An 18,708-nucleotide genomic window follows, 5' to 3' on the forward strand; every position below is an offset into this window, starting at 1 on the left:
AGAGGGCATCACGGTCACTGTCAGGCTGCGCGGCTATTGGCACGCAGCTTGCGGGCTTGCTGCAGATACGCCTCCAAAGCCATCTGTTCCTGCGCGGTCAGCGACAGGCCCAGCTTGGTACGACGCCAGAGGATGTCAGCGGCTTGCTCAGCCCACTCTTCCTTCAGCAGGTAGTCTACCTCGCGGGTGAACAGCCCGGCCCCGATAGCCTGTCCTAACCCTTCGGGCCCATCAATGCCATCGAGCAGCCGCCATACACGGCTGCCGTAGGTGAGCACCCAGCGTTTGGCGATGTCGGCAGGCAACCAACCGCAACGTGCCAGTACGGCATCGATCAGCGCCTGCACCGTTGTCATCCCTTCAGCGCCTGGCAGTGGCGCGTCGGCAGTCCAGCTGCCGCGCATCTGGGTAAAGAAGGGCTTGAGTTCAGCCATGGCCGATTCGGCCAGCTTGCGGTAGGTGGTGAGCTTGCCGCCGAACACTGACAGGAGCGGTGCCTGACCTGTTTGGGCGGAGAGGGCGAGCGTGTAGTCGCGAGTCACTGCCGACGGGTTGTCCGACTCATCGTTGCACAACGGCCGCACCCCGGAGTAGGTATGCAGGATGTCGGCTTGGCTCAGTTGATGGTTGAAGTGCTCGTTGACGACCTTCAGCAGGTAGTGGGTTTCCTGCTCGGTGATCGCTACCTTGGCCGGGTCGCCGCTGTACTCGCGATCGGTGGTGCCGATCAGGGTAAAACGGTCCAGGTAAGGGATGCAGAAGACGATACGTTGGTCTTCGTTCTGCAGGATGTAGGCGTGGTCGCCTTCGTACAGGCGCGGCACGATGAGGTGGCTGCCCTGGATCAGGCGAATGCCGTACGGCGCGTCGAGCTTGAGGTCGTCCTTGATGAAGCTGGCGACCCATGGGCCGGCGGCGTTGACCAGGGCGCGCGCACGAATGGTCTGCAGGCTGCCATCGGCGTGTTGCAAGTCTACCTGCCAGAGGCCATCGACACGTTCGGCCCGCAAGCAGCGGGTGCGGGTGAGAATGTCGGCACCGTGTTCGCGCGCGGCCATGGCGTTGAGCACGACCAGGCGAGCGTCATCGACGGCGCAGTCGGCATATTCGAAGCCGCGGGTAATGGTGGGTTTTAGCGGGTAGCCAGGGCCGAAGCGCAGGCTGCGCGAAGCGCCCAGGCGCTTGCGCTTGCCGAGGTGATCGTAAAGGAACAAACCGGCGCGGATCATCCAGGCCGGGCGCAGGTGCGGGCGATGAGGCAGCACAAAACGCATGGGTTTGACGATGTGCGGTGCCTTGGCCAGCAGCACTTCGCGTTCGGCCAGCGCTTCGCGCACCAGGCGGAACTCGTAGTGCTCCAGATAGCGCAGGCCGCCGTGGATCAGTTTGCTGCTGGCCGAGGAGGTGTGCTGGGCCAAGTCGTCCTTTTCGCAAAGGAACACCTTGAGGCCGCGCCCGGCGGCATCGGCAGCAATGCCCACGCCATTGATGCCACCGCCGATAACGGCGAGGTCGTAGCAGTCTTGGAGGGGTGGCTGGGACGAAACGGGCTGGGACACGGGCAAGGCCTCCTGGGGCTGTTCACATCGAATGTGAACATCAATGTTCGTTTCCGAAAATAGTAGCGTAATGAACAGGCGGCTGCCAGTCAGTCTTCATAGAAAAAACTGATCGGATGACAGGGAAATGAACATTTGCGAAAAGGCAGGGTGTCGATTTGCAAGGCAGAGATCAAGTGCCGCCGGGACGGTACTCGACCCAGCGGTACGCAAGGGGCGGGGCGAGGCCCTTGGTCTCAAACCACGTCGAGGCGGATCTTGTACTGGTTGAGCAGTTGGGTCAGGGCCGGGGAAGGCGCCTGGTCGGTCACCAGGCAGTCGACCAGGCTGATCGAGCCCAGGCGAACCATGGCATTACGGCCGAACTTGCTAGAGTCCGCGGCCAGTAGCACCTGGCGAGCATTGGCGATGATTGCCTGGGATACCCGTACTTCCTGGTAGTCGAAGTCCAGCAGGCTACCGTCCTCGTCAATGCCGCTGATGCCGACCACGGCGAAATCTACCTTGAACTGGTTGATGAAGTCGACGCTCGCCTGGCCGACCACGCCACCGTCGCGGCGTACCGTGCCGCCGGCCACCAACACCTCGAAGTCGTCCTTGGCCGCCAGGATCGCCGCCACGTGCAGGTTGTTGGTGATGACTTTCAGGTGATTGTGGTTGAGCAAGGCGCGGGCGATGGATTCGGTGGTGGTGCCGATGTTGATGAACAGCGAGGCATGATCGGGAATCTGCCGGGCCACGGCGTCGGCGATGCGTTGCTTCTCGTCGCGCATCTGGTCGGCGCGCATGGCGTAGGCGGTGTTTTCGATGCTCGAGTCGTAGGCGGCACCACCATGGTAGCGGCGCAACAGGTTGGCTTCGGCGAGCTGGTTGATATCGCGGCGGATGGTCTGTGGGGTGACGACGAACAGCTGCGCCATTTCCTCGATGCTGACATAGCCGCGTTCGCGGACCAGCTCGAGGATTTGTTGTTGGCGTGGAGGCAGATTCATGGGCGGTCCTTTGGGGCAGCCGGACAAATTCTGCAATGATGCCGTAGGTCGTGGTGTAGGACCAGTCTGGTTAATGCGTAAAGGCTTACCGCGGGGCAAGTCGCATCGGCGGTACGCCGCTGCGACTTGCCCCGCGATGCTTGTGGGATCAGTCGTCGTGATCTTCCCAGTCGCGGGTGCGATCGACAGCCTTGCGCCAGCCCTTGTACAGCTTCTCTTTGGCCGTTTCGTCCAGTTGCGGGCTGAACTCGCGCTCGATGATCGCCTTGTCGCGCAGCTCGTCCAGGCCGCTCCAGAAACCGCAGGCCAGGCCCGCCAGGTAGGCCGCGCCCAGCGCTGTGGTTTCGCGCATTTTCGGACGCTCGACGCAGGTGCCGAGAATGTCGGCCTGGAACTGCATGAGGAAGTTGTTGGCCACCGCGCCACCGTCCACGCGCAGTTCGGACAGGCGCTGGCCGCAGTCCTGCTGCATGGCGTCGAGCACGTCGCGGGTCTGGTAGGCGATCGACTCAAGGGCGGCACGGATGATGTGGTCGACCTTGACGCCACGGGTCAGGCCGAACAGCGCGCCGCGGGCGTATGGGTCCCAGTAGGGCGCACCCAGACCAGTGAAGGCTGGCACCAGGTAAACGCCGTTGCTGTCCTTGACCTTGCTGGCAAAGTACTCGGTATCGTAGGCATCGTTGACGATCTTCAGTTCGTCGCGCAGCCACTGCACGGTGGAACCACCGTTGAAGACCGCGCCCTCAAGGGCGTAGGCCACTTCGCCACGCGGGCCGCAGGCGATGGTGGTGAGCAGGCCGTGGGACGATTGCACCGCCTTGTCGCCAGTGTTCATCAGCAGGAAGCACCCGGTACCGTAGGTGTTCTTGGCCTGGCCGGGTTCCACGCACATCTGGCCGAACAGCGCCGATTGCTGGTCGCCGGCGATACCGGCAATGGCGATGCCGCTCTTGGTATGGCCGTAGACTTCGGACGACGGACGAACCTGGGGCAGCATCTGGCTTGGGATGCCGAGGATATCGAGGAGCTTTTCGTCCCATTGCAGGCTGTGGATGTTGAACATCAGCGTGCGCGAGGCGTTGGTGTAGTCGGTGACATGCACCTTGCCGCCGGAGAATTTCCAGATCAGCCAGGTATCGATGGTGCCGAAAAGCAGCTCGCCACGCTCGGCGCGCTCGCGCACGCCCTCGACGTTATCGAGGATCCACTTGAGCTTGGTGCCGGAGAAGTACGGGTCGGTGACCAGGCCGGTTGCCTCGCGGATGTACTGCTCATGGCCGTCGCGCTTGAGCTGGGCGCAGATCTCGGTGCTGCGCCGGCATTGCCAGACGATGGCGTTGTACACCGGGCGCCCGGTTTCCTTGTCCCAGACAACGGTGGTTTCGCGCTGGTTGGTGATGCCGATGGCTGCGACCTGGGCGTGGCTGATGCCGGCCTGGGCCAGGGCCTCGACCATGGTCGCGCTCTGGGTGGCGAAGATTTCCATCGGGTCGTGCTCGACCCAGCCCGCCTGTGGGTAGTGCTGGGCGAACTCACGCTGCGAGGTGCCCACCACGTTGGCGTCGCGATCGAAGATGATGGCGCGCGAACTGGTGGTGCCCTGGTCCAGGGCGATGATGTAGTTCTTGTCCAGGGTATCGGTCATGTCGGTGGCCTTGCACGAATATGGGAGTAGGTCAGGGCGTGGCGGGCGCCGGCCTTGCGGTCCGGGCCCGGCGCTGGCATCAGGAAACCTGGGTGTCGCCCTGAGGATTATCGTCTGTCTGCTGGGTCACGGCTTGTGTCGTCGGCAAGTTGCGGGCGATCAGCCCGCGGTACAGGGCCGCGCCCAGGCTGGCACCGAGGATCGGCGCAAACACCGGCACCAGGAAATACGGAATATCGCGCCCGCCGGTGAGGGAAATTTCACCCCAGCCGGCCAGGAAGGTCATCAGTTTAGGCCCGAAATCGCGCGCCGGGTTCATCGCAAAGCCGGTCAGCGGGCCCATCGCGCTACCGATCACGGCGATCAGCAGGCCGATCAGCAGGGGCGCGGTGGCGCCGCGGGGCAGGCCATTGTTGTCGTCGGTCAGGGCCATGATCACCGCCATCAGGATGGCGGTAATGATCACTTCGACCAGGAAGGCCTGCCCGGTGGACAGCGCTGGATGCGGGTAGGTGGAGAACACCGAGGCCAGCTCGAGGCTGGCCTGGCTGCCACGCAGCATGGCGTGGCTTTGTTCGAAATCGAAGAACAGGTTGCTGTACAGGAAGTACACCAACGCGGCGCCGCAGAATGCACCGCACACCTGGGCGAGCATGTAGAACGGCAGCTTGCGCTTGTCGAAGCCGGCGAATACGGCCAGCGCGATGCTGACTGCCGGGTTCAGGTGCGCGCCGGACACACCGGCGGTGAGGTAGATCGCCATGCTCACCCCGACCCCCCAGATGATGCTTATTTCCCACAGGCCGAAGCTGGCACCGGCGACCTTGAGCGCGGCGACACAGCCGGTACCGAAGAAGATGAGCAGGGCAGTTCCGAGAAATTCGGCCAGGCACTGAGCGGATAGCGTGGGTTGTCGTAGAGCAGTCGTCATGTATGACCTCGGTTCTTGTTGTTGTGAGGCGCTGGGCGCTCGACAGCAAAAAGCCCGGAGTCGATCCCCATTGACGCCGGGCGGGTACAGGAAGCGCACCGTATAGGTGCACCATTTATTCATAAACGAAAAAATATAGACAAGAAACGCTGATGTCAAAGGTCGAAAATGAACGCGCGGCCACATTCTGACTGCCATGACGCGTGGTGAATCCACGGCCGCTGCTCTAGGCTGGGTCCTGCGCTGGCTGCCCCGGCGGATTTACCCTAAAGTACCGGGCGACTTGTGATCGCCTGGAGCCGTTGATGACCCCCGCCCTGGACCTACTGAAAAAGGCGCGTGCCGAGCACCGCGTGCACAGCTACGAACATGATCCGAAATCCGCATCGTACGGTCTGGAGGCTGCGGAAAAGCTCGGCCTTGACCCATTGCGCGTGTTCAAGACGCTGCTCGCCAGCAGCGAAAAAGGTGAGCTGCTGGTGGCGGTGGTGCCGGTGGGCGGGACGCTCGATCTGAAGGCGCTGGCGCACGCGGCCGGCGTGAAGAAATGCGAAATGGCCGACCCGCAGGCTGCCCAGCGCGCCACGGGCTACCTGGTTGGTGGGATCAGCCCGCTGGGACAGAAGAAGCGCCTGCGCACTTTCATCGACCAATCCGCGCAACAACATGAAACGATTCATGTGAGCGCTGGCCGCCGCGGATTGGAAGTGGAACTCGCCGCAGTAGTTCTCGCTGCCCATACCCAGGCACAGTTCGCTGAGATCGGTCGCGGCTGATCATCTGTACTGATTCAAATTCCACGACTCTGTCACTGTTCGGTCCAGGCGCCTTGCTCCATGCTCGAGGCCTTTTCCGCCCTACACAGGAGTCGTGGCATGCAGCTGCATTTTCATCAGGGCGATGCGTTCAGTGACCGGCCCTTTGCCGGCAATCCGGCCATGGTCTACCACCTGGAGCAGTGGCTCGACGATGCGCTGATGCAGCAGATCGCCGCCGAGCACAACCTCGCCGAAACTGCGTTCGTGGTCGCTGAAGGAGAGGGCTACCGGATTCGCTGGTTCACCCCCGCTACCGAAGTGCCGCTGTGCGGTCATGCCACCCTCGCCAGTGCCCATGTGCTGTTCGAGGTTTATGGCGAGCAGAAGCCCCGTCTGGACTTTCAAAGCCTGTCCGGGCCATTGAGCGTGACGCGTGAAGGGCGCCACCTGTGGCTCGATTTTCCGCGAATCAATGCGCAGCGCTTGACTGAGCCGGTGGCTGTGGCCGAGGCGTTGGGGTGCGAGGTGCAGGAGATTTACCAAGCCAAGGAGTTGCTGGTGGTACTGGCTTCGGAGCAAGCCGTGCGTACCTGCACGCCAGACATGGTGGCGTTGGCGAGACTGCCGGGTTTGGGCGTGATCGTAACGGCGCCGGGTGAAGAGCACGATTTCGTGTCGCGCTATTTTGCACCGAGTATCGGAATCCCCGAGGATCCGGTCACAGGTTCTGTTCACTGCTCGCTTATCCCTTACTGGGCGGCACGCCTTGGCAAGTCACAGTTGCACGCGTACCAGCGGTCCGCACGTGGTGGCGAGCTGTTCTGTCGCTTGGAGGGGGAGCGGGTGAAGATCGGTGGACAGGCCCGCTTGGTGGCCTCTGGTACTTTGATGGTCTGATTCAAAGTGATCGGGCGAGCCCGCCCCACGCCTGTTTACAGGATGTGGAAGCGGACTTGCCCCGCGCTGCTGTCGAACCTCAGAGCGCCGAGCCGATGCGACGCACGCCGTTCTCCTGGCGCGGTAGCTGCGCGGCAACGCTACCGGGCACCGGGAACAGCACGAGATGATCGGCGGCGACAGCGATGCCGACGTCCTGGCCGAGCAAGTGGTCGTTGTGGCTGGGGAAGATCGCCTCGAGCTGGCTGCCGGTGGGAAGCTGCAGGCGATACAAGGTCGAAGCGCCGAGGAAGCTTTTGCCGATGACCTGTGCCCGTAGCGTGCTGTCGGGGGCATGGATGATGTCGTCGGGGCGCAAGAGCACGTCCACCGAGCTTCCGGGTGCCATGGTATAGGCCCGGTTGCCCCGTAGCTCACCGAGTTCGGTGGCTACTGCTTCGTGGCTGCTCATCTGGCCGCGAATGAAGTAACCCTGGCCGATGAAGCTGGCGACGAACGGCGTTTGCGGCTCGTGGTAGAGGTTGTAGGGCGTGTCCCACTGCTCCAGGCGCCCCTCCTTGAACACCCCCACGTGATCGCTGACGGCAAAGGCTTCTTCCTGGTCGTGGGTGACCAGGATGGCGCTGGTGCCGCGGCTCTTGAGGATGTCGCGGACCTCGTGGCTCAAGCGTCGGCGCAGCTCCACGTCGAGGTTGGAGAACGGCTCGTCGAGCAACAGCAGCTGTGGCTCCGGTGCAAGCGCCCGGGCCAGGGCCACGCGTTGCTGCTGGCCGCCCGACAACTCGTGCGGGTAACGCCCGCCGAGGCCAGCCAGCTTGACCAGTTCGAGCATCTCCTCGATCACCATGGCCTGGCGCGGGTGCTTGCCGATGCCGAAGGCGATGTTCTGCGCGACGGTCAGGTGGGGGAACAGCGCGTAGTCCTGGAACACCATGCCGATCCGGCGTTTCTCCGGCGCCAGGGTGAACCCGGCGCGGGAGATGACCTCGCCGCCCAGCTGGATCTCGCCTTCGTGCACCGGCTCGAACCCGGCGATGGCGCGCAGCGTGGTGGTCTTGCCGCAACCGGAGGACCCTAGCAGACAACCGATGTCGCCCGCGTTGAGGTGCAGGTTGAGGTTCTGGACGATGCGCTGGTCGCCATAGCCGCAGGCCAGGTTGCGCAGGTTGAGCAGTAGCTGTTGACTCATGCGTGGTGGTAAGCCGGTTCTACAAGGAATTCCAGAAGGGCCTTCTGCGCATGCAGGCGGTTCTCAGCTTCGTCCCAGGCGACCGAACGGGGGTCGTCGAGCAGGTCCTGGCTGATCTCCTCGCCACGGTGGGCGGGCAGGCAATGCATGAACAGGGCGTCGGGTGCCGCCAGGTCGAGCAGTTCGCGGGTGACCTGGTAAGGCGCGAAATGCGCCAGGCGCCGTGCAGTTTCCTCTTCCTGGCCCATGGAAGTCCAGACATCCGTGGTTACCAGGTGGGCGCCGCGCACGGCTTCCTTCGGATCACGGATGATCTGCACGCGGTCGCCACCCAGCTGCAGGAAGCGCGGATCGGGCTCGTAGCCTTCAGGGCAAGTGATGCGCAATTGGAAATCGAACTGCACGGCAGCTTCGATATAGGAGTTGCACATGTTGAAGCCGTCGCCGACCCAGGCCACGGTCTTGCCCTGGATCGCGCCACGGTGTTCGAAGAAGGTCTGCATGTCGGCTAGTAACTGGCAGGGGTGCGATTCGTCGGACAGGCCATTGATGACCGGCACCTTCGAATTGGCGGCGAATTCGGTGAGGGTGCTGTGGGCGTGGGTACGGATCATCACCGCGTCGACCATGCTCGACAGCACGATGGCGCTGTCGGCGATCGGCTCGCCGCGGCCAAGCTGGGTGTCGCGCGGCGACAGGAAGATCGCCTGGCCGCCAAGCTGGATCATGCCTGCTTCGAACGATACCCGTGTACGGGTCGAGGACTTCTCGAAGATCATCCCCAGGACGCGGTTCTTCAGCGGCTCGAACAGCACGCCTCGTTTACGCAGGTCCTTCAGCTCGATGCCGCGACGGATCACGCCGAGCAATTCGTCAGCGGTGAAATCCAGCAGGGAGAGAAAGTGCCTAGCGCTCATGATTGACTACCTTATCTGCAACGTTTTGCAGGTCGACCGTATGGGTTTTGTTGACAACGGGAGTGACCTGCGGCGTAAGCCGCCTGGGGCGGACGGAATAGGGGAAGGCGCAATACTATAATTAAATGTCGCCTGAAACCAAGAGGGGAAACAGCGCCTCTGTGTCAAAGGGTGTCGTAAGCCTTTGGCGAGCAGCTGTTTTTTATTTGCTACAGAGGTTGTACACGGCTTACCTCGATTTTGGCAAATTCGTCGTCGCGAATCGTCGGCCTGATGTCTCCCGATTCATGCCGCGAAGCGCGCTGGCATGCCCGGTAGGTGCGGCGCATAGTCGAACCTCCAGAACAACAAGGCAGAGGCGGCCATGACCAAGACCCTGCATCACCGAGCCTGTCACCTGTGCGAGGCCATTTGTGGCCTGAACATCGAAGTTACCCATGGGGCGGAAGGGCCGCCGCGGATCAGCTCGATCAAGGGCGATCCGCAGGATCCGTTCAGCCGCGGCCATATCTGCCCGAAGGCGGTCGCCCTGCAGGACATCCAGGAAGACCCTGACCGCCTGCGCCAGCCTCATCGGCGCATCGGTGACCAGTGGCAGGCGATTGGCTGGGATGAGGCCTTCGCCTTCGCCGCAGAGCGGCTGTGGGCGGTGCAGCAGGCCCATGGGCGCAATGCTGTTGCGGTCTACCAGGGCAACCCCAGCGTGCACAACTATGGCTTGATGACCCACAGCAATTACTTCCTCGGCCTGCTCAAGACCCGCAACCGCTTCTCGGCCACCTCGGTGGACCAGCTGCCGCAGCACCTGACCAGCCACCTGATGTACGGCCATGGTCTGTTGCTGCCCATCCCAGACATCGACCACACGCAGTTCATGCTGATCCTTGGCGGCAACCCCCTGGCTTCCAATGGCAGCATCATGACCGTCCCCGACGTGGAAAAGCGCCTGAAGGCGCTCAAGGCCAGGGGCGGGCAGTTGGTGGTGGTGGATCCGCGGCGAAGCGAGACGGCGTTACTGGCCGACCGGCACCTGTTCATCCGCCCCGGTGGCGACGCAGCGTTGCTGTGTGGGCTGTTGCATACCCTGTTCGTCGAGGGCCTGGCCCGTGGCTCGCACTTGCCGATCAATGGCTTGGAGCAGGTGCGCGAGGCGATCCTGCCATTCGATGCCGCCAGCATGAGCGCGTTGTGCGGCATCCCGGCCGAGGACATCCGCCGATTGGCGCGGGACTTCGGCGCTGCCGACAAGGCCGTGTGCTACGGCCGGATGGGGGTATCGACCCAGGCCTTCGGTTCGTTGTGCCACTGGTTGGTGCAATTGATCAACCTGGTCACCGGCAACCTTGATCGAGTGGGGGGGGCGTTGTGCACCGAGCCGGCTGTCGATCTGGTCGCCAGCACCTCGGGTGGCCATTTCGACCAATGGCGCAGTCGTGTCTCGGGATTGCCCGAATATGCTGGCGAGCTGCCGGTCTCGGCCTTGGCCGAGGAGATCCTCGAGCCCGGTGACGGGCAGGTACGGGCGTTGGTGACCGTGGCCGGCAATCCGGTGTTGTCCACGCCCAACGGGCGGCGCCTGGACCAGGCGCTGGCCGGCCTGGAGTTCATGCTCAGCATCGACCTCTACATCAACGAGACCACGCGACATGCCGACCTGATCCTGCCCTCCACCTCGGCAATGGAGAATGATCACTACGATTCCACCTTCAACCTGCTGGCGGTGCGCAACGTCACCCGCTTCAACCGGGCGATCCTGCCCAAACCCGAGGGGGCGCTGCATGACTGGGAGATTTTCGTAGGTCTGGCCGAGGCCTTTGCCCAACGTGCGCAGGTCGAGCTCAAGGCGACCCTGCCACCGGCACGGATGATCGACTTTGCGTTGCGCAAGGGCCCTTATGGTGATGAGTCTTCCTGGAAGCTTTCCCTGCAGATGCTCGATGAACACCCCCACGGCCTGGATCTAGGGCCGCTGGGTGCCAACCTGGCGGTACGCTTGCGCACGGCTGGCGGCAAAGTCGAAGCCGCACCGGCGGTACTGCTCGGTGACCTGCAGCGCCTGGCCCGGCAGGCAGCGCCGACGGCAGGCCAGTTGTTGCTCATCGGCCGCCGCCACGTGCGCAGCAACAATTCGTGGATGCACAACTATCATCGGCTGGTCAAAGGCAAGCCGCGGCATCATCTGCTGATGCATCCGGATGATCTGCGTCATCGCCAGTTGCAAGACGGGCAGATGGTGCGGATCCGCTCACGCACCGGCGTGATCGAAGTGCCTGTCCAAGCCAGCGAGGAGATGATGCCAGGAGTGGTCAGCCTGCCCCACGGCTACGGTCACGGCCGCCAGGGCGCACGCTTGCAGGTGGCCGGTGCGCAGCCGGGAGTGAGTGCCAATGACCTGACCGACGAGCACTTGCGTGATGGCGTATCCGGCAACGCCGCCCTCAATGGCGTACCTGTGCAAGTGGAGGCCGCCTGAGCATCGGCAAGGCCGAGCACGCCGCTCGGCTTTCCGATACAATGCGTCACCGTGCCGACGACCCAGTCGGAAAGTTCAGCCGAGGTGCTTCATGGATATCATCGATACAATCAAAGAGCAGATCGCCAACAACACCATTCTGCTTTACATGAAAGGTTCGCCGAATGCCCCGCAGTGCGGTTTCTCGGCCAAGGCTTCGCAGGCCGTGATGGGGTGTGGCGAGAAGTTCGCTTATGTCGACATCCTGCAGAACCCGGAAATCCGCGCCAACCTGCCCAAGTACGCCAACTGGCCTACCTTCCCGCAACTGTGGGTGGCGGGTGAGCTGGTCGGCGGCAGCGACATCATGATCGAGATGTTCGAAAAGGGTGAACTGCAGACGCTGATCAAGGATGCGGCCGCCAAGGCCAAGGCTTCCGAAGCCTGATTCCGGCGTTCTTCGCCAGCATGCAAAAGCCCCGCAATAGCGGGGCTTTTTGTTGTCGTTGATCGAGCAGCAGGCGCTGTACGAAATGTGTCTGCGCGAAGGCCCGACAAGGCGAAACGGGGGGAGGAAGCGCAGTGTACTGGAGTACATGAGCATTCCGAGCCCCGTTTCAACGCAGTATGGGCGAGTGCAGATACATTTCGTACAGAGCCTAAACACCCGCAAAAAAGCCCTGCATTGGCAGGGCTCCATGTCCGGGCGTTGCAGTTACTCTTCGCCCATCTGCGACTGCAGGTAGTTCTCGATAGTGATCTTGTCGATCAGGCCCAGCTGAGTTTCCAGCCAGTCGATGTGCTCTTCCTGGTCTTCGAGGATGTCCTCGAGCACGTCACGCGAACCGAAATCGCCAGCGGTTTCGCAGTGGGCGATGGCGGCTTTCAGGTCGGCGTGGGCCTTTTTCTCAAGCTTCAGGTCGCAGTCGAGCATTTCCTTGGTGTGCTCGCCAATCATGAGCTTGCCCAGGTCCTGGACGTTGGGGATGCCTTCGAGGAAGAGGATGCGCTTGATCAGCTTGTCAGCATCCTTCATCGCCTGGATGGACTCTTTGTACTCGAGTTTACCGATCTTGTTCAGGCCCCAATCTTCGTACATGCGCGCATGCAGGAAGTACTGGTTGATTGCGACCAGCTCGTTTCCGAGGACCTTGTTGAGATGCTGGATGACGCTTACGTCGCCTTTCATGATGGGGTCTGCCCTGTAGAAGTTGAGCCAATGCAAACAAGTTTGAGCCTCGCAACTATCTATGTCAAACCTAAGTTATTGAATAATAAGTGAAAATTAATCGGAATAAGAATGTTTGTGAACTGCGTTCGAACGCTAACTTATTGAATTGCAGGCATAAAAAAACCGGACACTAGGTCCGGTTCTTCAAATTTGGGGACATTACGCCGCGTTGAATTCAACGGGGTAGGGCAGGGCGGCCTGCTGGCTCAGTTGCAGCTCGGTGAGGGTTTCGCGCACCACCTGCTTGGCGAGGCAGGCGCACTTGCCGCACTGGCTGGCGACATTGGTGGCGGCTCGAACTTCCTTGTAGCTGCAGCATCCTTCGTAGATCGCATCGCGGATCTGTCCGTCGGTGACACCGACACAAAGACACACATACATAAAGGCTGACCATCGCGGGTTGATTCGATGCATTGGAGAGTAATGGTAATGAGAATGCTTGTCAAAACACATTGTGTAAGGTGCGTTCCAGAGCGACCGGCGGTTGAGATTCGGCCTGTCACGCAAAGCTGTGTATGATGGTCGGCCTTTGCTGGATCCGGGGGACGCGTTCCGCCCGGGCAAGGTTTTTCACCCCTCATCAGGAGAGATCGAATGAGCGTACTCGTTGGCAAAAAAGCCCCGGACTTCACCGTTCCAGCCGTGCTGGGCAACGGCGAGATCGTCGACAGCTTCAACCTGGCCTCGGCCATCAAGGGCAAGTACGGCCTGGTATTCTTCTACCCGCTGGACTTCACCTTCGTCTGCCCGTCCGAGCTGATCGCCCTGGACAACCGCATCCCTGACTTCCAGGCGCGCAACGTGGAAGTGATCGGCGTGTCGATCGACTCGCACTTCACCCACAACGCCTGGCGCAACACCCCGGTCAACAATGGCGGCATCGGCCAGGTCAAGTACACCCTGGCAGCCGACATGACCCACGAAATCTGCAAGGCCTACGACGTCGAGTCCGAAGGCGGCGTGGCCTTCCGTGGTGCCTTCCTGATCGACACCAACGGTGTTGTCCGCTCGCAGATCGTCAACGACCTGCCGCTGGGCCGCAACATGGACGAGCTGCTGCGCCTGGTCGACGCCCTGCAATTCCACGAAGAGCACGGCGAAGTCTGCCCGGCCAACTGGAAGAAAGGCGACAAGGGCATGAACGCTTCGCCGGAAGGTGTCGCGGCTTACCTGAGCGAGAACGCTGGCAAGCTGTAATTTGCCAAGCGCATAAAAAAACCGGCCCTAGTGGCCGGTTTTTTTATGCTTCGAGCTACAAGCGTGTGATCAGTCGTTGAAGTCGCGCCAGCCGCCCATCTCTTTCCAGCGATTGACGATGCCGCAGAACAGCTCGGCGGTCTTCTCGGTGTCGTAACGCGCCGAATGCGCCTCACGGCCGTCGAAGTCGATGTCTGCGCTCTGGCAGGCTCGGGCCAGCACGGTCTGGCCGTAGGCAAGGCCAGCGAGGGTGGCGGTATCGAAGCTGGAGAACGGGTGGAACGGGTTGCGCTTGATATCGTTGCGCGCCACCGCAGCATTGAGGAAACCCAGGTCGAAGCTGCTGTTATGCCCCACCAGGATCGCCCGCTTGCAGCCATTGGCCTTCAGCGCCTTGCGCACGCCGCGGAAAATATCGGTCAGCGCGCTTTCCTCGCTCACCGCCATGCGCAGCGGGTGATCGAGCTTGATGCCGGTGAACTCCAGCGCGGCGGCCTCGATATTGGCGCCCTCGAACGGTTCGACCCGATGGAAGTAGGTGTGCTCGGGGAACAGGAAGCCCTTTTCATCCATGCCGATGGTGACGGCGGCAATCTCCAGCAGCGCGTCGGTGGCGCTGTTGAAGCCACCAGTTTCGACATCCACCACCACGGGCAGGTAGCCGCGGAAACGCTCGGCCATCGGATGGCGCGAGCCGCTGCTGACCTGGCTGTCCTGGTCGTCTTCGTACAGATCTTCGCTCACGCGTTGTCCTCCTGCAGGCGCCAGCGCAGCGTTTCACCAGCGCGCAGGGGAATGACGGTGGTGTCACCGAAGGGCAGGCTGTCCGGCGCTGTCCATTGCTCTCGCACCAGGGTGATGGTGTCGGTATTGCGCGGCAGGCCGTAGAAGTCAGCGCCATGCTTGCTGGCGAAGCCTTCGAGCTTGTCCAGCGCGTTGCGCTGCTCGAACGCCTCGGCATACAACTCGATGGCGGCGTAGGCGGTGTAGCAGCCGGCGCAGCCGCAGGCGGCTTCCTTGGCATGCTTGGCGTGAGGCGCCGAGTCGGTACCGAGGAAGAACTTCGAGTTGCCGCTGGTCGCGGCATCCAGCAATGCAACCTGGTGGGTGTTGCGCTTGAGGATCGGCAGGCAATAGAAGTGCGGGCGGATACCGCCGACCAGCATATGGTTGCGGTTGTACAGCAGGTGCTGGGCGGTGATGGTGGCACCGACGTTGGCCGGCGCCTCGGTGACGAACTGCGCGGCGTCGGCGGTGGTGATGTGTTCGAACACCACTTTCAGGGTCGGGAAGCGCTCGACCAGGCGGCGCATGTGCTCGTCGATGAAGCGCTTCTCGCGATCGAACACGTCGATTTCACTGCGCGTGACCTCACCGTGCACCAGCAGGGGCATGCCGGTTTCGGCCAGTGCCTCGATTGCCGGGAAGATGTTGTCGATGCTGGTCACGCCGGAATCGGAGTTGGTGGTGGCGCCGGCCGGGTACAGCTTGGCGGCGTACACGATCCCGCTGGCCTTGGCGGCGCGGATGTCTTGCGGACTGGTGCGGTCGGTAAGATACAGCACCATCAGTGGCTCGAAACGGCTGCCGGCGGGGCGTGCGGCAAGGATGCGGGCGCGGTAGGCATCGGCCTCGACGGCGTTGCGCACCGGCGGAACCAGGTTGGGCATGATGATGGCGCGGGCGAAGGTACGCGCCACGTCACCGACGGTGTGAGGCAGGACGGCACCATCGCGCAGATGGATGTGCCAGTCGTCGGGGCGCAGGAGGGTCAGGCGATCGGACATTGGAGATTCCAGGCGGGTCGAACTCAGAAGCCAATGCTACCGGAAAACCCCTGTTCGAGCACGGCTATCAAGTTTTCCGACGGGCGTCCGATAGCATTCAGGTAAGCCGTCAGAATCAGTGGAGCCGACCGTGCGCCAGCGTTACCTAGCCCTGTTCACACTTGTCGCCAGCCTGCCGGCCGGGGCCATGACCTTCCAGACCCGCGTGGAGAACGTCGCCTGGAAAGTCGAGGGTGATCAGTTCGAATGTCGCTTGATCCAGCCGATCGACGGTTTCGGCAGCGGCGAGTTCGTGCGCCGTGCCGGCGAACAACCGACGTTCCAACTGCGTTCGGACAGCAACGTCCTCGGCGCGGGGTCCGCCACCTTGCTGGCCGCCGCAGCCCCCTGGCAGCCAGGGCGGGGCGATATCAACCTCGGTGCGGTGCACATGGCCCGCACTGGCGTGCTGTTCACCTCCAGCCAGGGGCAGGCCAGCCGCCTGATCAATGGCCTGCTCGATGGCCGTAGCACGGTGGTGCGCAACTACCGGGGCGAGGGTGGCCGGCCGATGCAAGTGCAGGTGATGCCAGTCAGCTTCGCCAAGGCCTACAGCGACTACCAACTGTGCGCCGCCAAGCTGCTGCCGATGAACTATGACCAGATCCGCCAGACCCAGGTCGGCTTCCCCGGTGGCGGGATCGAACTGGACAGCTCGGCCCGTGCGCGCCTGGATGTGCTGCTTGATTATCTGAAGGCCGATCCGACGGTCAACCGTATCGAACTCAACGGCCATTCCGACAATAGCGGCAACCGCCTGACCAACCGTGACACCTCGCGTCGACGGGCACTGGCGGTTGCCGACTACCTCAAGGCCCATGGCGTGCCGGAAGAGCAGATCACCGTGCGCTTCCACGGCGAGCGCTATCCACTGGCGAAGAACAACTCTGCCGCCAACCGGGCGCGCAACCGCCGGGTGAACATCCAGCTCGACCGCGTGACACCGGTCGAGAAGCCGCTGGAGAAGCCGGAGCCACCGGTTGCGCCGGCGGCTCCGGCACCCGCGGCTACCGCACCTGCGCCTGCGACGCCTGCGGCCGCTGCCACCCAGCCCGCTCCCGCGAAATCCTGAGTGCGACAGCGGGTCGCGCTCTCGACAATTCCTGTCGCTTTGTCGTCACAAGCTGTCGCCCCATTGTAAATTTTTCGGCAAGGCCGGTAGAATCATCGGCTTTCCGTACAACCCCGTGGAGTGATGGCATGGCGGACGTAAAAAAGGTCGTATTGGCGTATTCCGGCGGCCTTGATACTTCGGTGATTCTCAAGTGGCTGCAGGACACCTACAACTGTGAAGTGGTGACCTTCACCGCTGACCTCGGCCAGGGCGAAGAGGTCGAGCCGGCCCGCGCCAAGGCCCAGGCGATGGGCGTGAAAGAAATCTACATCGACGACCTGCGCGAAGAGTTCGTGCGTGATTTCGTCTTCCCGATGTTCCGCGCCAACACCGTCTACGAAGGCGAGTACCTGCTGGGTACTTCTATCGCCCGCCCGCTGATCGCCAAGCGCCTGATCGAAATCGCCAACGAAACCGGCGCCGACGCCATTTCCCACGGTGCCACCGGCAAGGGTAACGACCAGGTGCGTTTCGAGCTGGGTGCCTATGCGCTCAAGCCGGGCGTCAAGGTCATCGCGCCATGGCGCGAGTGGGACCTGCTGTCCCGCGAGAAGCTGATGGACTATGCCGAGAAGCACGGTATCCCGATCGAGCGCCACGGCAAGAAGAAGTCGCCGTACTCGATGGACGCCAACCTGCTGCACATTTCCTACGAAGGCGGTGTCCTGGAAGATACCTGGACCGAGCACGAGGAAGACATGTGGAAATGGAGCGTCTCTCCGGAGAGCGCCCCGGACCAGGCCACCTACATCGAGCTGACCTACCGCAACGGTGACATCGTCGCCATCGACGGTGTCGAGAAGACCCCGGCCACCGTGCTGGCCGACCTCAACCGCATTGGCGGCGCCAACGGCATCGGTCGCCTGGATATTGTCGAGAACCGCTATGTCGGCATGAAGTCGCGCGGTTGCTACGAGACCCCGGGCGGCACCATCATGCTCAAGGCTCACCGCGCCATCGAGTCGATCACCCTGGACCGCGAAGTCGCTCACCTGAAGGATGAGCTGATGCCCAAGTACGCCAGCCTGATCTACACCGGCTACTGGTGGAGCCCGGAGCGTCTGATGCTGCAGCAGATGATCGACGCCTCGCAGCTCAACGTGAATGGCGTTGTCCGCCTGAAGCTGTACAAGGGCAATGTCACCGTCGTGGGGCGCAAGTCGGACGATTCGTTGTTCGATGCCAACATTGCGACCTTCGAGGAAGACGGTGGGGCTTACAACCAGGCCGATGCCGCAGGCTTCATCAAGCTCAATGCGTTGCGTATGCGTATCGCGGCCAACAAAGGCCGTTCGCTGCTGTAAGCAGCCTCGAGCGTACGAAGAAACCCGGCCTTGGCCGGGTTTTTTCATGCCTGGGTTTCTGCTTTGGTGGCGGTCGTGGTCTCGTCATCCTGCATGGGCGCGGTTGAGAGATGGATGCAGGTGCGCGTATCCAGGTTGTACAGCACCCAGCGTCGTTGTCGACCGTGGGGGCGATCGATCATTCGCAGTACATGGTTTTCGATGATCTTCTGACTGTCGGCTCCGGAAATGGCGATGATCATCGCGCCTTTGCTCCCTGAGACAGGTGTGCGTGCAGACTTGCGGGCTCTGCTGGCATTGCTGTCCGGTGCGAATAGCGAGCGAGTGTTGAAGTTGAGGGTGAGGAAGAATAGTACGGTAAGGAAGAATGGGAAGCCCACCAGGAACCAGGTGTACAGGGTCTGGCTGTCTTCGCTGAGGAACGGGAGTGATGCCAGGGCAGACGCTTCGATCACGCCGGCAAAGACAGCGATAAGGGTCAACGGACTGATGGGGTCGCGGTTCATGATGAGGGCCTGGTGATGCTTTGCCCATCTGTAGCGTGTTTTCCCCACTGTATTAAGCGTGCCTTGTTTCCCTCCCAGGCCAAGTCCCAGCCCTCAACGCCTACCTTTATCCAGCGTATACAGTCGAATTTTCCCGCGTGAAGTGTGCCCCAATGACACTTGGATCCAATTCTGGCGACTGTTACTT

General features: G+C 62.1%; 18 protein-coding genes. 7 read left to right on the forward strand and 11 right to left on the reverse strand.

Annotation, left to right across the window (positions count from 1 at the left end; all coding sequences use genetic code 11):
- Window positions 1–20 precede the first annotated feature (20 nt).
- From glpD to DFS21_RS09055, 4 genes are all read right to left on the reverse strand, one after another.
- Window positions 21–1,559, reverse strand: coding sequence for a glycerol-3-phosphate dehydrogenase (glpD, locus tag DFS21_RS09040; RefSeq protein ID WP_111532158.1), 1,539 nt, complete (start codon window positions 1,557–1,559; stop codon window positions 21–23).
- Window positions 1,560–1,795: 236 nt separating this feature from the next.
- Window positions 1,796–2,551, reverse strand: coding sequence for a DNA-binding transcriptional repressor GlpR (gene glpR / locus DFS21_RS09045; RefSeq protein WP_023629017.1), 756 nt, complete (start codon window positions 2,549–2,551; stop codon window positions 1,796–1,798).
- Between the two features lie 148 nt (window positions 2,552–2,699).
- On the reverse strand, window positions 2,700–4,199 hold the full coding sequence (gene glpK / locus DFS21_RS09050; protein WP_110701957.1) for a glycerol kinase GlpK: 1,500 nt from the start codon (window positions 4,197–4,199) through the stop codon (window positions 2,700–2,702).
- Between the two features lie 79 nt (window positions 4,200–4,278).
- Window positions 4,279–5,130, reverse strand: coding sequence for an MIP/aquaporin family protein (locus tag DFS21_RS09055; protein WP_110701959.1), 852 nt, complete (start codon window positions 5,128–5,130; stop codon window positions 4,279–4,281).
- A 305-nt stretch (window positions 5,131–5,435) separates the two neighbouring features.
- Here DFS21_RS09055 and ybaK point away from each other — a divergent pair, with 305 nt between their 5' ends.
- Together ybaK and DFS21_RS09065 are read left to right on the forward strand one after the other, a co-directional pair.
- Window positions 5,436–5,906 (forward strand): Cys-tRNA(Pro) deacylase, encoded by a 471-nt coding sequence (ybaK, locus tag DFS21_RS09060; protein WP_110701961.1) that lies wholly within the window; start codon window positions 5,436–5,438, stop codon window positions 5,904–5,906.
- 99 nt (window positions 5,907–6,005) lie between these two features.
- On the forward strand, window positions 6,006–6,785 hold the full coding sequence (locus DFS21_RS09065; protein ID WP_111532159.1) for a PhzF family phenazine biosynthesis protein: 780 nt from the start codon (window positions 6,006–6,008) through the stop codon (window positions 6,783–6,785).
- A 79-nt stretch (window positions 6,786–6,864) separates the two neighbouring features.
- On the opposite strand, the gene DFS21_RS09070 is transcribed toward DFS21_RS09065, so the two are convergent.
- Both DFS21_RS09070 and argF read right to left on the reverse strand, forming a co-directional pair.
- Window positions 6,865–7,974, reverse strand: a complete 1,110-nt coding sequence (locus DFS21_RS09070; RefSeq protein ID WP_110701965.1) for an ABC transporter ATP-binding protein — start codon at window positions 7,972–7,974, stop codon at window positions 6,865–6,867.
- On the reverse strand, window positions 7,971–8,891 hold the full coding sequence (gene argF, locus DFS21_RS09075) for an ornithine carbamoyltransferase (protein ID WP_046854449.1): 921 nt from the start codon (window positions 8,889–8,891) through the stop codon (window positions 7,971–7,973). The genes DFS21_RS09070 and argF overlap by 4 nt, the downstream gene beginning before the upstream one ends.
- Window positions 8,892–9,255: 364 nt before the next feature.
- On the opposite strand from argF, the gene DFS21_RS09080 reads away from it, so the two are divergent.
- Entirely contained in the window at window positions 9,256–11,364 is a 2,109-nt protein-coding gene (locus DFS21_RS09080; RefSeq protein ID WP_110701967.1) for a molybdopterin oxidoreductase family protein, read from the forward strand.
- A gap of 91 nt (window positions 11,365–11,455) precedes the next feature.
- On the forward strand, window positions 11,456–11,791 hold the full coding sequence (gene grxD, locus DFS21_RS09085) for a Grx4 family monothiol glutaredoxin (protein WP_110701969.1): 336 nt from the start codon (window positions 11,456–11,458) through the stop codon (window positions 11,789–11,791).
- A 267-nt stretch (window positions 11,792–12,058) separates the two neighbouring features.
- Here the strand turns inward: grxD and bfr are convergent, their stop codons facing one another.
- Together bfr and DFS21_RS09095 are read right to left on the reverse strand one after the other, a co-directional pair.
- Window positions 12,059–12,532 carry a bacterioferritin gene (bfr, locus tag DFS21_RS09090; protein ID WP_046854451.1) on the reverse strand — a complete coding sequence of 158 codons (474 nt, stop codon included), beginning with the start codon at window positions 12,530–12,532 and terminating at the stop codon, window positions 12,059–12,061.
- A gap of 201 nt (window positions 12,533–12,733) precedes the next feature.
- Entirely contained in the window at window positions 12,734–12,955 is a 222-nt protein-coding gene (locus DFS21_RS09095; RefSeq protein ID WP_046854452.1) for a bacterioferritin-associated ferredoxin, read from the reverse strand.
- A gap of 213 nt (window positions 12,956–13,168) precedes the next feature.
- Here DFS21_RS09095 and DFS21_RS09100 point away from each other — a divergent pair, with 213 nt between their 5' ends.
- The gene (locus DFS21_RS09100) at window positions 13,169–13,771 is read left to right on the forward strand and encodes a peroxiredoxin (protein WP_003254945.1); all 603 of its coding nucleotides are present in this window, start codon (window positions 13,169–13,171) and stop codon (window positions 13,769–13,771) included.
- A gap of 69 nt (window positions 13,772–13,840) precedes the next feature.
- Here the strand turns inward: DFS21_RS09100 and rnt are convergent, their stop codons facing one another.
- Entirely contained in the window at window positions 13,841–14,452 is a 612-nt protein-coding gene (gene rnt, locus DFS21_RS09105; RefSeq protein ID WP_225933324.1) for a ribonuclease T, read from the reverse strand.
- 59 nt (window positions 14,453–14,511) lie between these two features.
- Window positions 14,512–15,558, reverse strand: a complete 1,047-nt coding sequence (gene pyrC / locus DFS21_RS09110) for a dihydroorotase (protein WP_110701971.1) — start codon at window positions 15,556–15,558, stop codon at window positions 14,512–14,514.
- 130 nt (window positions 15,559–15,688) lie between these two features.
- On the opposite strand from pyrC, the gene DFS21_RS09115 reads away from it, so the two are divergent.
- Together DFS21_RS09115 and DFS21_RS09120 are read left to right on the forward strand one after the other, a co-directional pair.
- Window positions 15,689–16,669, forward strand: a complete 981-nt coding sequence (locus tag DFS21_RS09115; RefSeq protein WP_111532160.1) for an OmpA family protein — start codon at window positions 15,689–15,691, stop codon at window positions 16,667–16,669.
- Between the two features lie 128 nt (window positions 16,670–16,797).
- Window positions 16,798–18,015 carry an argininosuccinate synthase gene (locus DFS21_RS09120; RefSeq protein WP_046854456.1) on the forward strand — a complete coding sequence of 406 codons (1,218 nt, stop codon included), beginning with the start codon at window positions 16,798–16,800 and terminating at the stop codon, window positions 18,013–18,015.
- Between the two features lie 44 nt (window positions 18,016–18,059).
- Here DFS21_RS09120 and DFS21_RS09125 read toward each other — a convergent pair whose 3' ends face one another.
- Window positions 18,060–18,521, reverse strand: a complete 462-nt coding sequence (locus DFS21_RS09125) for a hypothetical protein (protein WP_110701975.1) — start codon at window positions 18,519–18,521, stop codon at window positions 18,060–18,062.
- Window positions 18,522–18,708: the final 187 nt, after the last annotated feature.

Origin of the sequence: Pseudomonas sp. 2848 (assembly GCF_003253945.1) — a bacterium.
Lineage (GTDB): Bacteria > Pseudomonadota > Gammaproteobacteria > Pseudomonadales > Pseudomonadaceae > Aquipseudomonas.

Excerpts from the sequence above, each read along its gene's own strand:
- glpR (WP_023629017.1), bottom strand. The coding sequence starts at position 2,551 with ATGAATCTGCCTCCACGCCAACAACAAATCCTCGAGCTGGTCCGCGAA.
- glpK (WP_110701957.1), bottom strand. The coding sequence starts at position 4,199 with ATGACCGATACCCTGGACAAGAACTACATCATCGCCCTGGACCAGGGC.
- DFS21_RS09055 (WP_110701959.1), bottom strand. The coding sequence starts at position 5,130 with ATGACGACTGCTCTACGACAACCCACGCTATCCGCTCAGTGCCTGGCC.
- ybaK (WP_110701961.1), top strand. The coding sequence starts at position 5,436 with ATGACCCCCGCCCTGGACCTACTGAAAAAGGCGCGTGCCGAGCACCGC.
- DFS21_RS09065 (WP_111532159.1), top strand. The coding sequence starts at position 6,006 with ATGCAGCTGCATTTTCATCAGGGCGATGCGTTCAGTGACCGGCCCTTT.
- DFS21_RS09070 (WP_110701965.1), bottom strand. The coding sequence starts at position 7,974 with ATGAGTCAACAGCTACTGCTCAACCTGCGCAACCTGGCCTGCGGCTAT.
- argF (WP_046854449.1), bottom strand. The coding sequence starts at position 8,891 with ATGAGCGCTAGGCACTTTCTCTCCCTGCTGGATTTCACCGCTGACGAA.
- DFS21_RS09080 (WP_110701967.1), top strand. The coding sequence starts at position 9,256 with ATGACCAAGACCCTGCATCACCGAGCCTGTCACCTGTGCGAGGCCATT.
- grxD (WP_110701969.1), top strand. The coding sequence starts at position 11,456 with ATGGATATCATCGATACAATCAAAGAGCAGATCGCCAACAACACCATT.
- bfr (WP_046854451.1), bottom strand. The coding sequence starts at position 12,532 with ATGAAAGGCGACGTAAGCGTCATCCAGCATCTCAACAAGGTCCTCGGA.
- DFS21_RS09095 (WP_046854452.1), bottom strand. The coding sequence starts at position 12,955 with ATGTATGTGTGTCTTTGTGTCGGTGTCACCGACGGACAGATCCGCGAT.
- DFS21_RS09100 (WP_003254945.1), top strand. The coding sequence starts at position 13,169 with ATGAGCGTACTCGTTGGCAAAAAAGCCCCGGACTTCACCGTTCCAGCC.
- rnt (WP_225933324.1), bottom strand. The coding sequence starts at position 14,452 with ATGGCCGAGCGTTTCCGCGGCTACCTGCCCGTGGTGGTGGATGTCGAA.
- pyrC (WP_110701971.1), bottom strand. The coding sequence starts at position 15,558 with ATGTCCGATCGCCTGACCCTCCTGCGCCCCGACGACTGGCACATCCAT.
- DFS21_RS09120 (WP_046854456.1), top strand. The coding sequence starts at position 16,798 with ATGGCGGACGTAAAAAAGGTCGTATTGGCGTATTCCGGCGGCCTTGAT.
- DFS21_RS09125 (WP_110701975.1), bottom strand. The coding sequence starts at position 18,521 with ATGAACCGCGACCCCATCAGTCCGTTGACCCTTATCGCTGTCTTTGCC.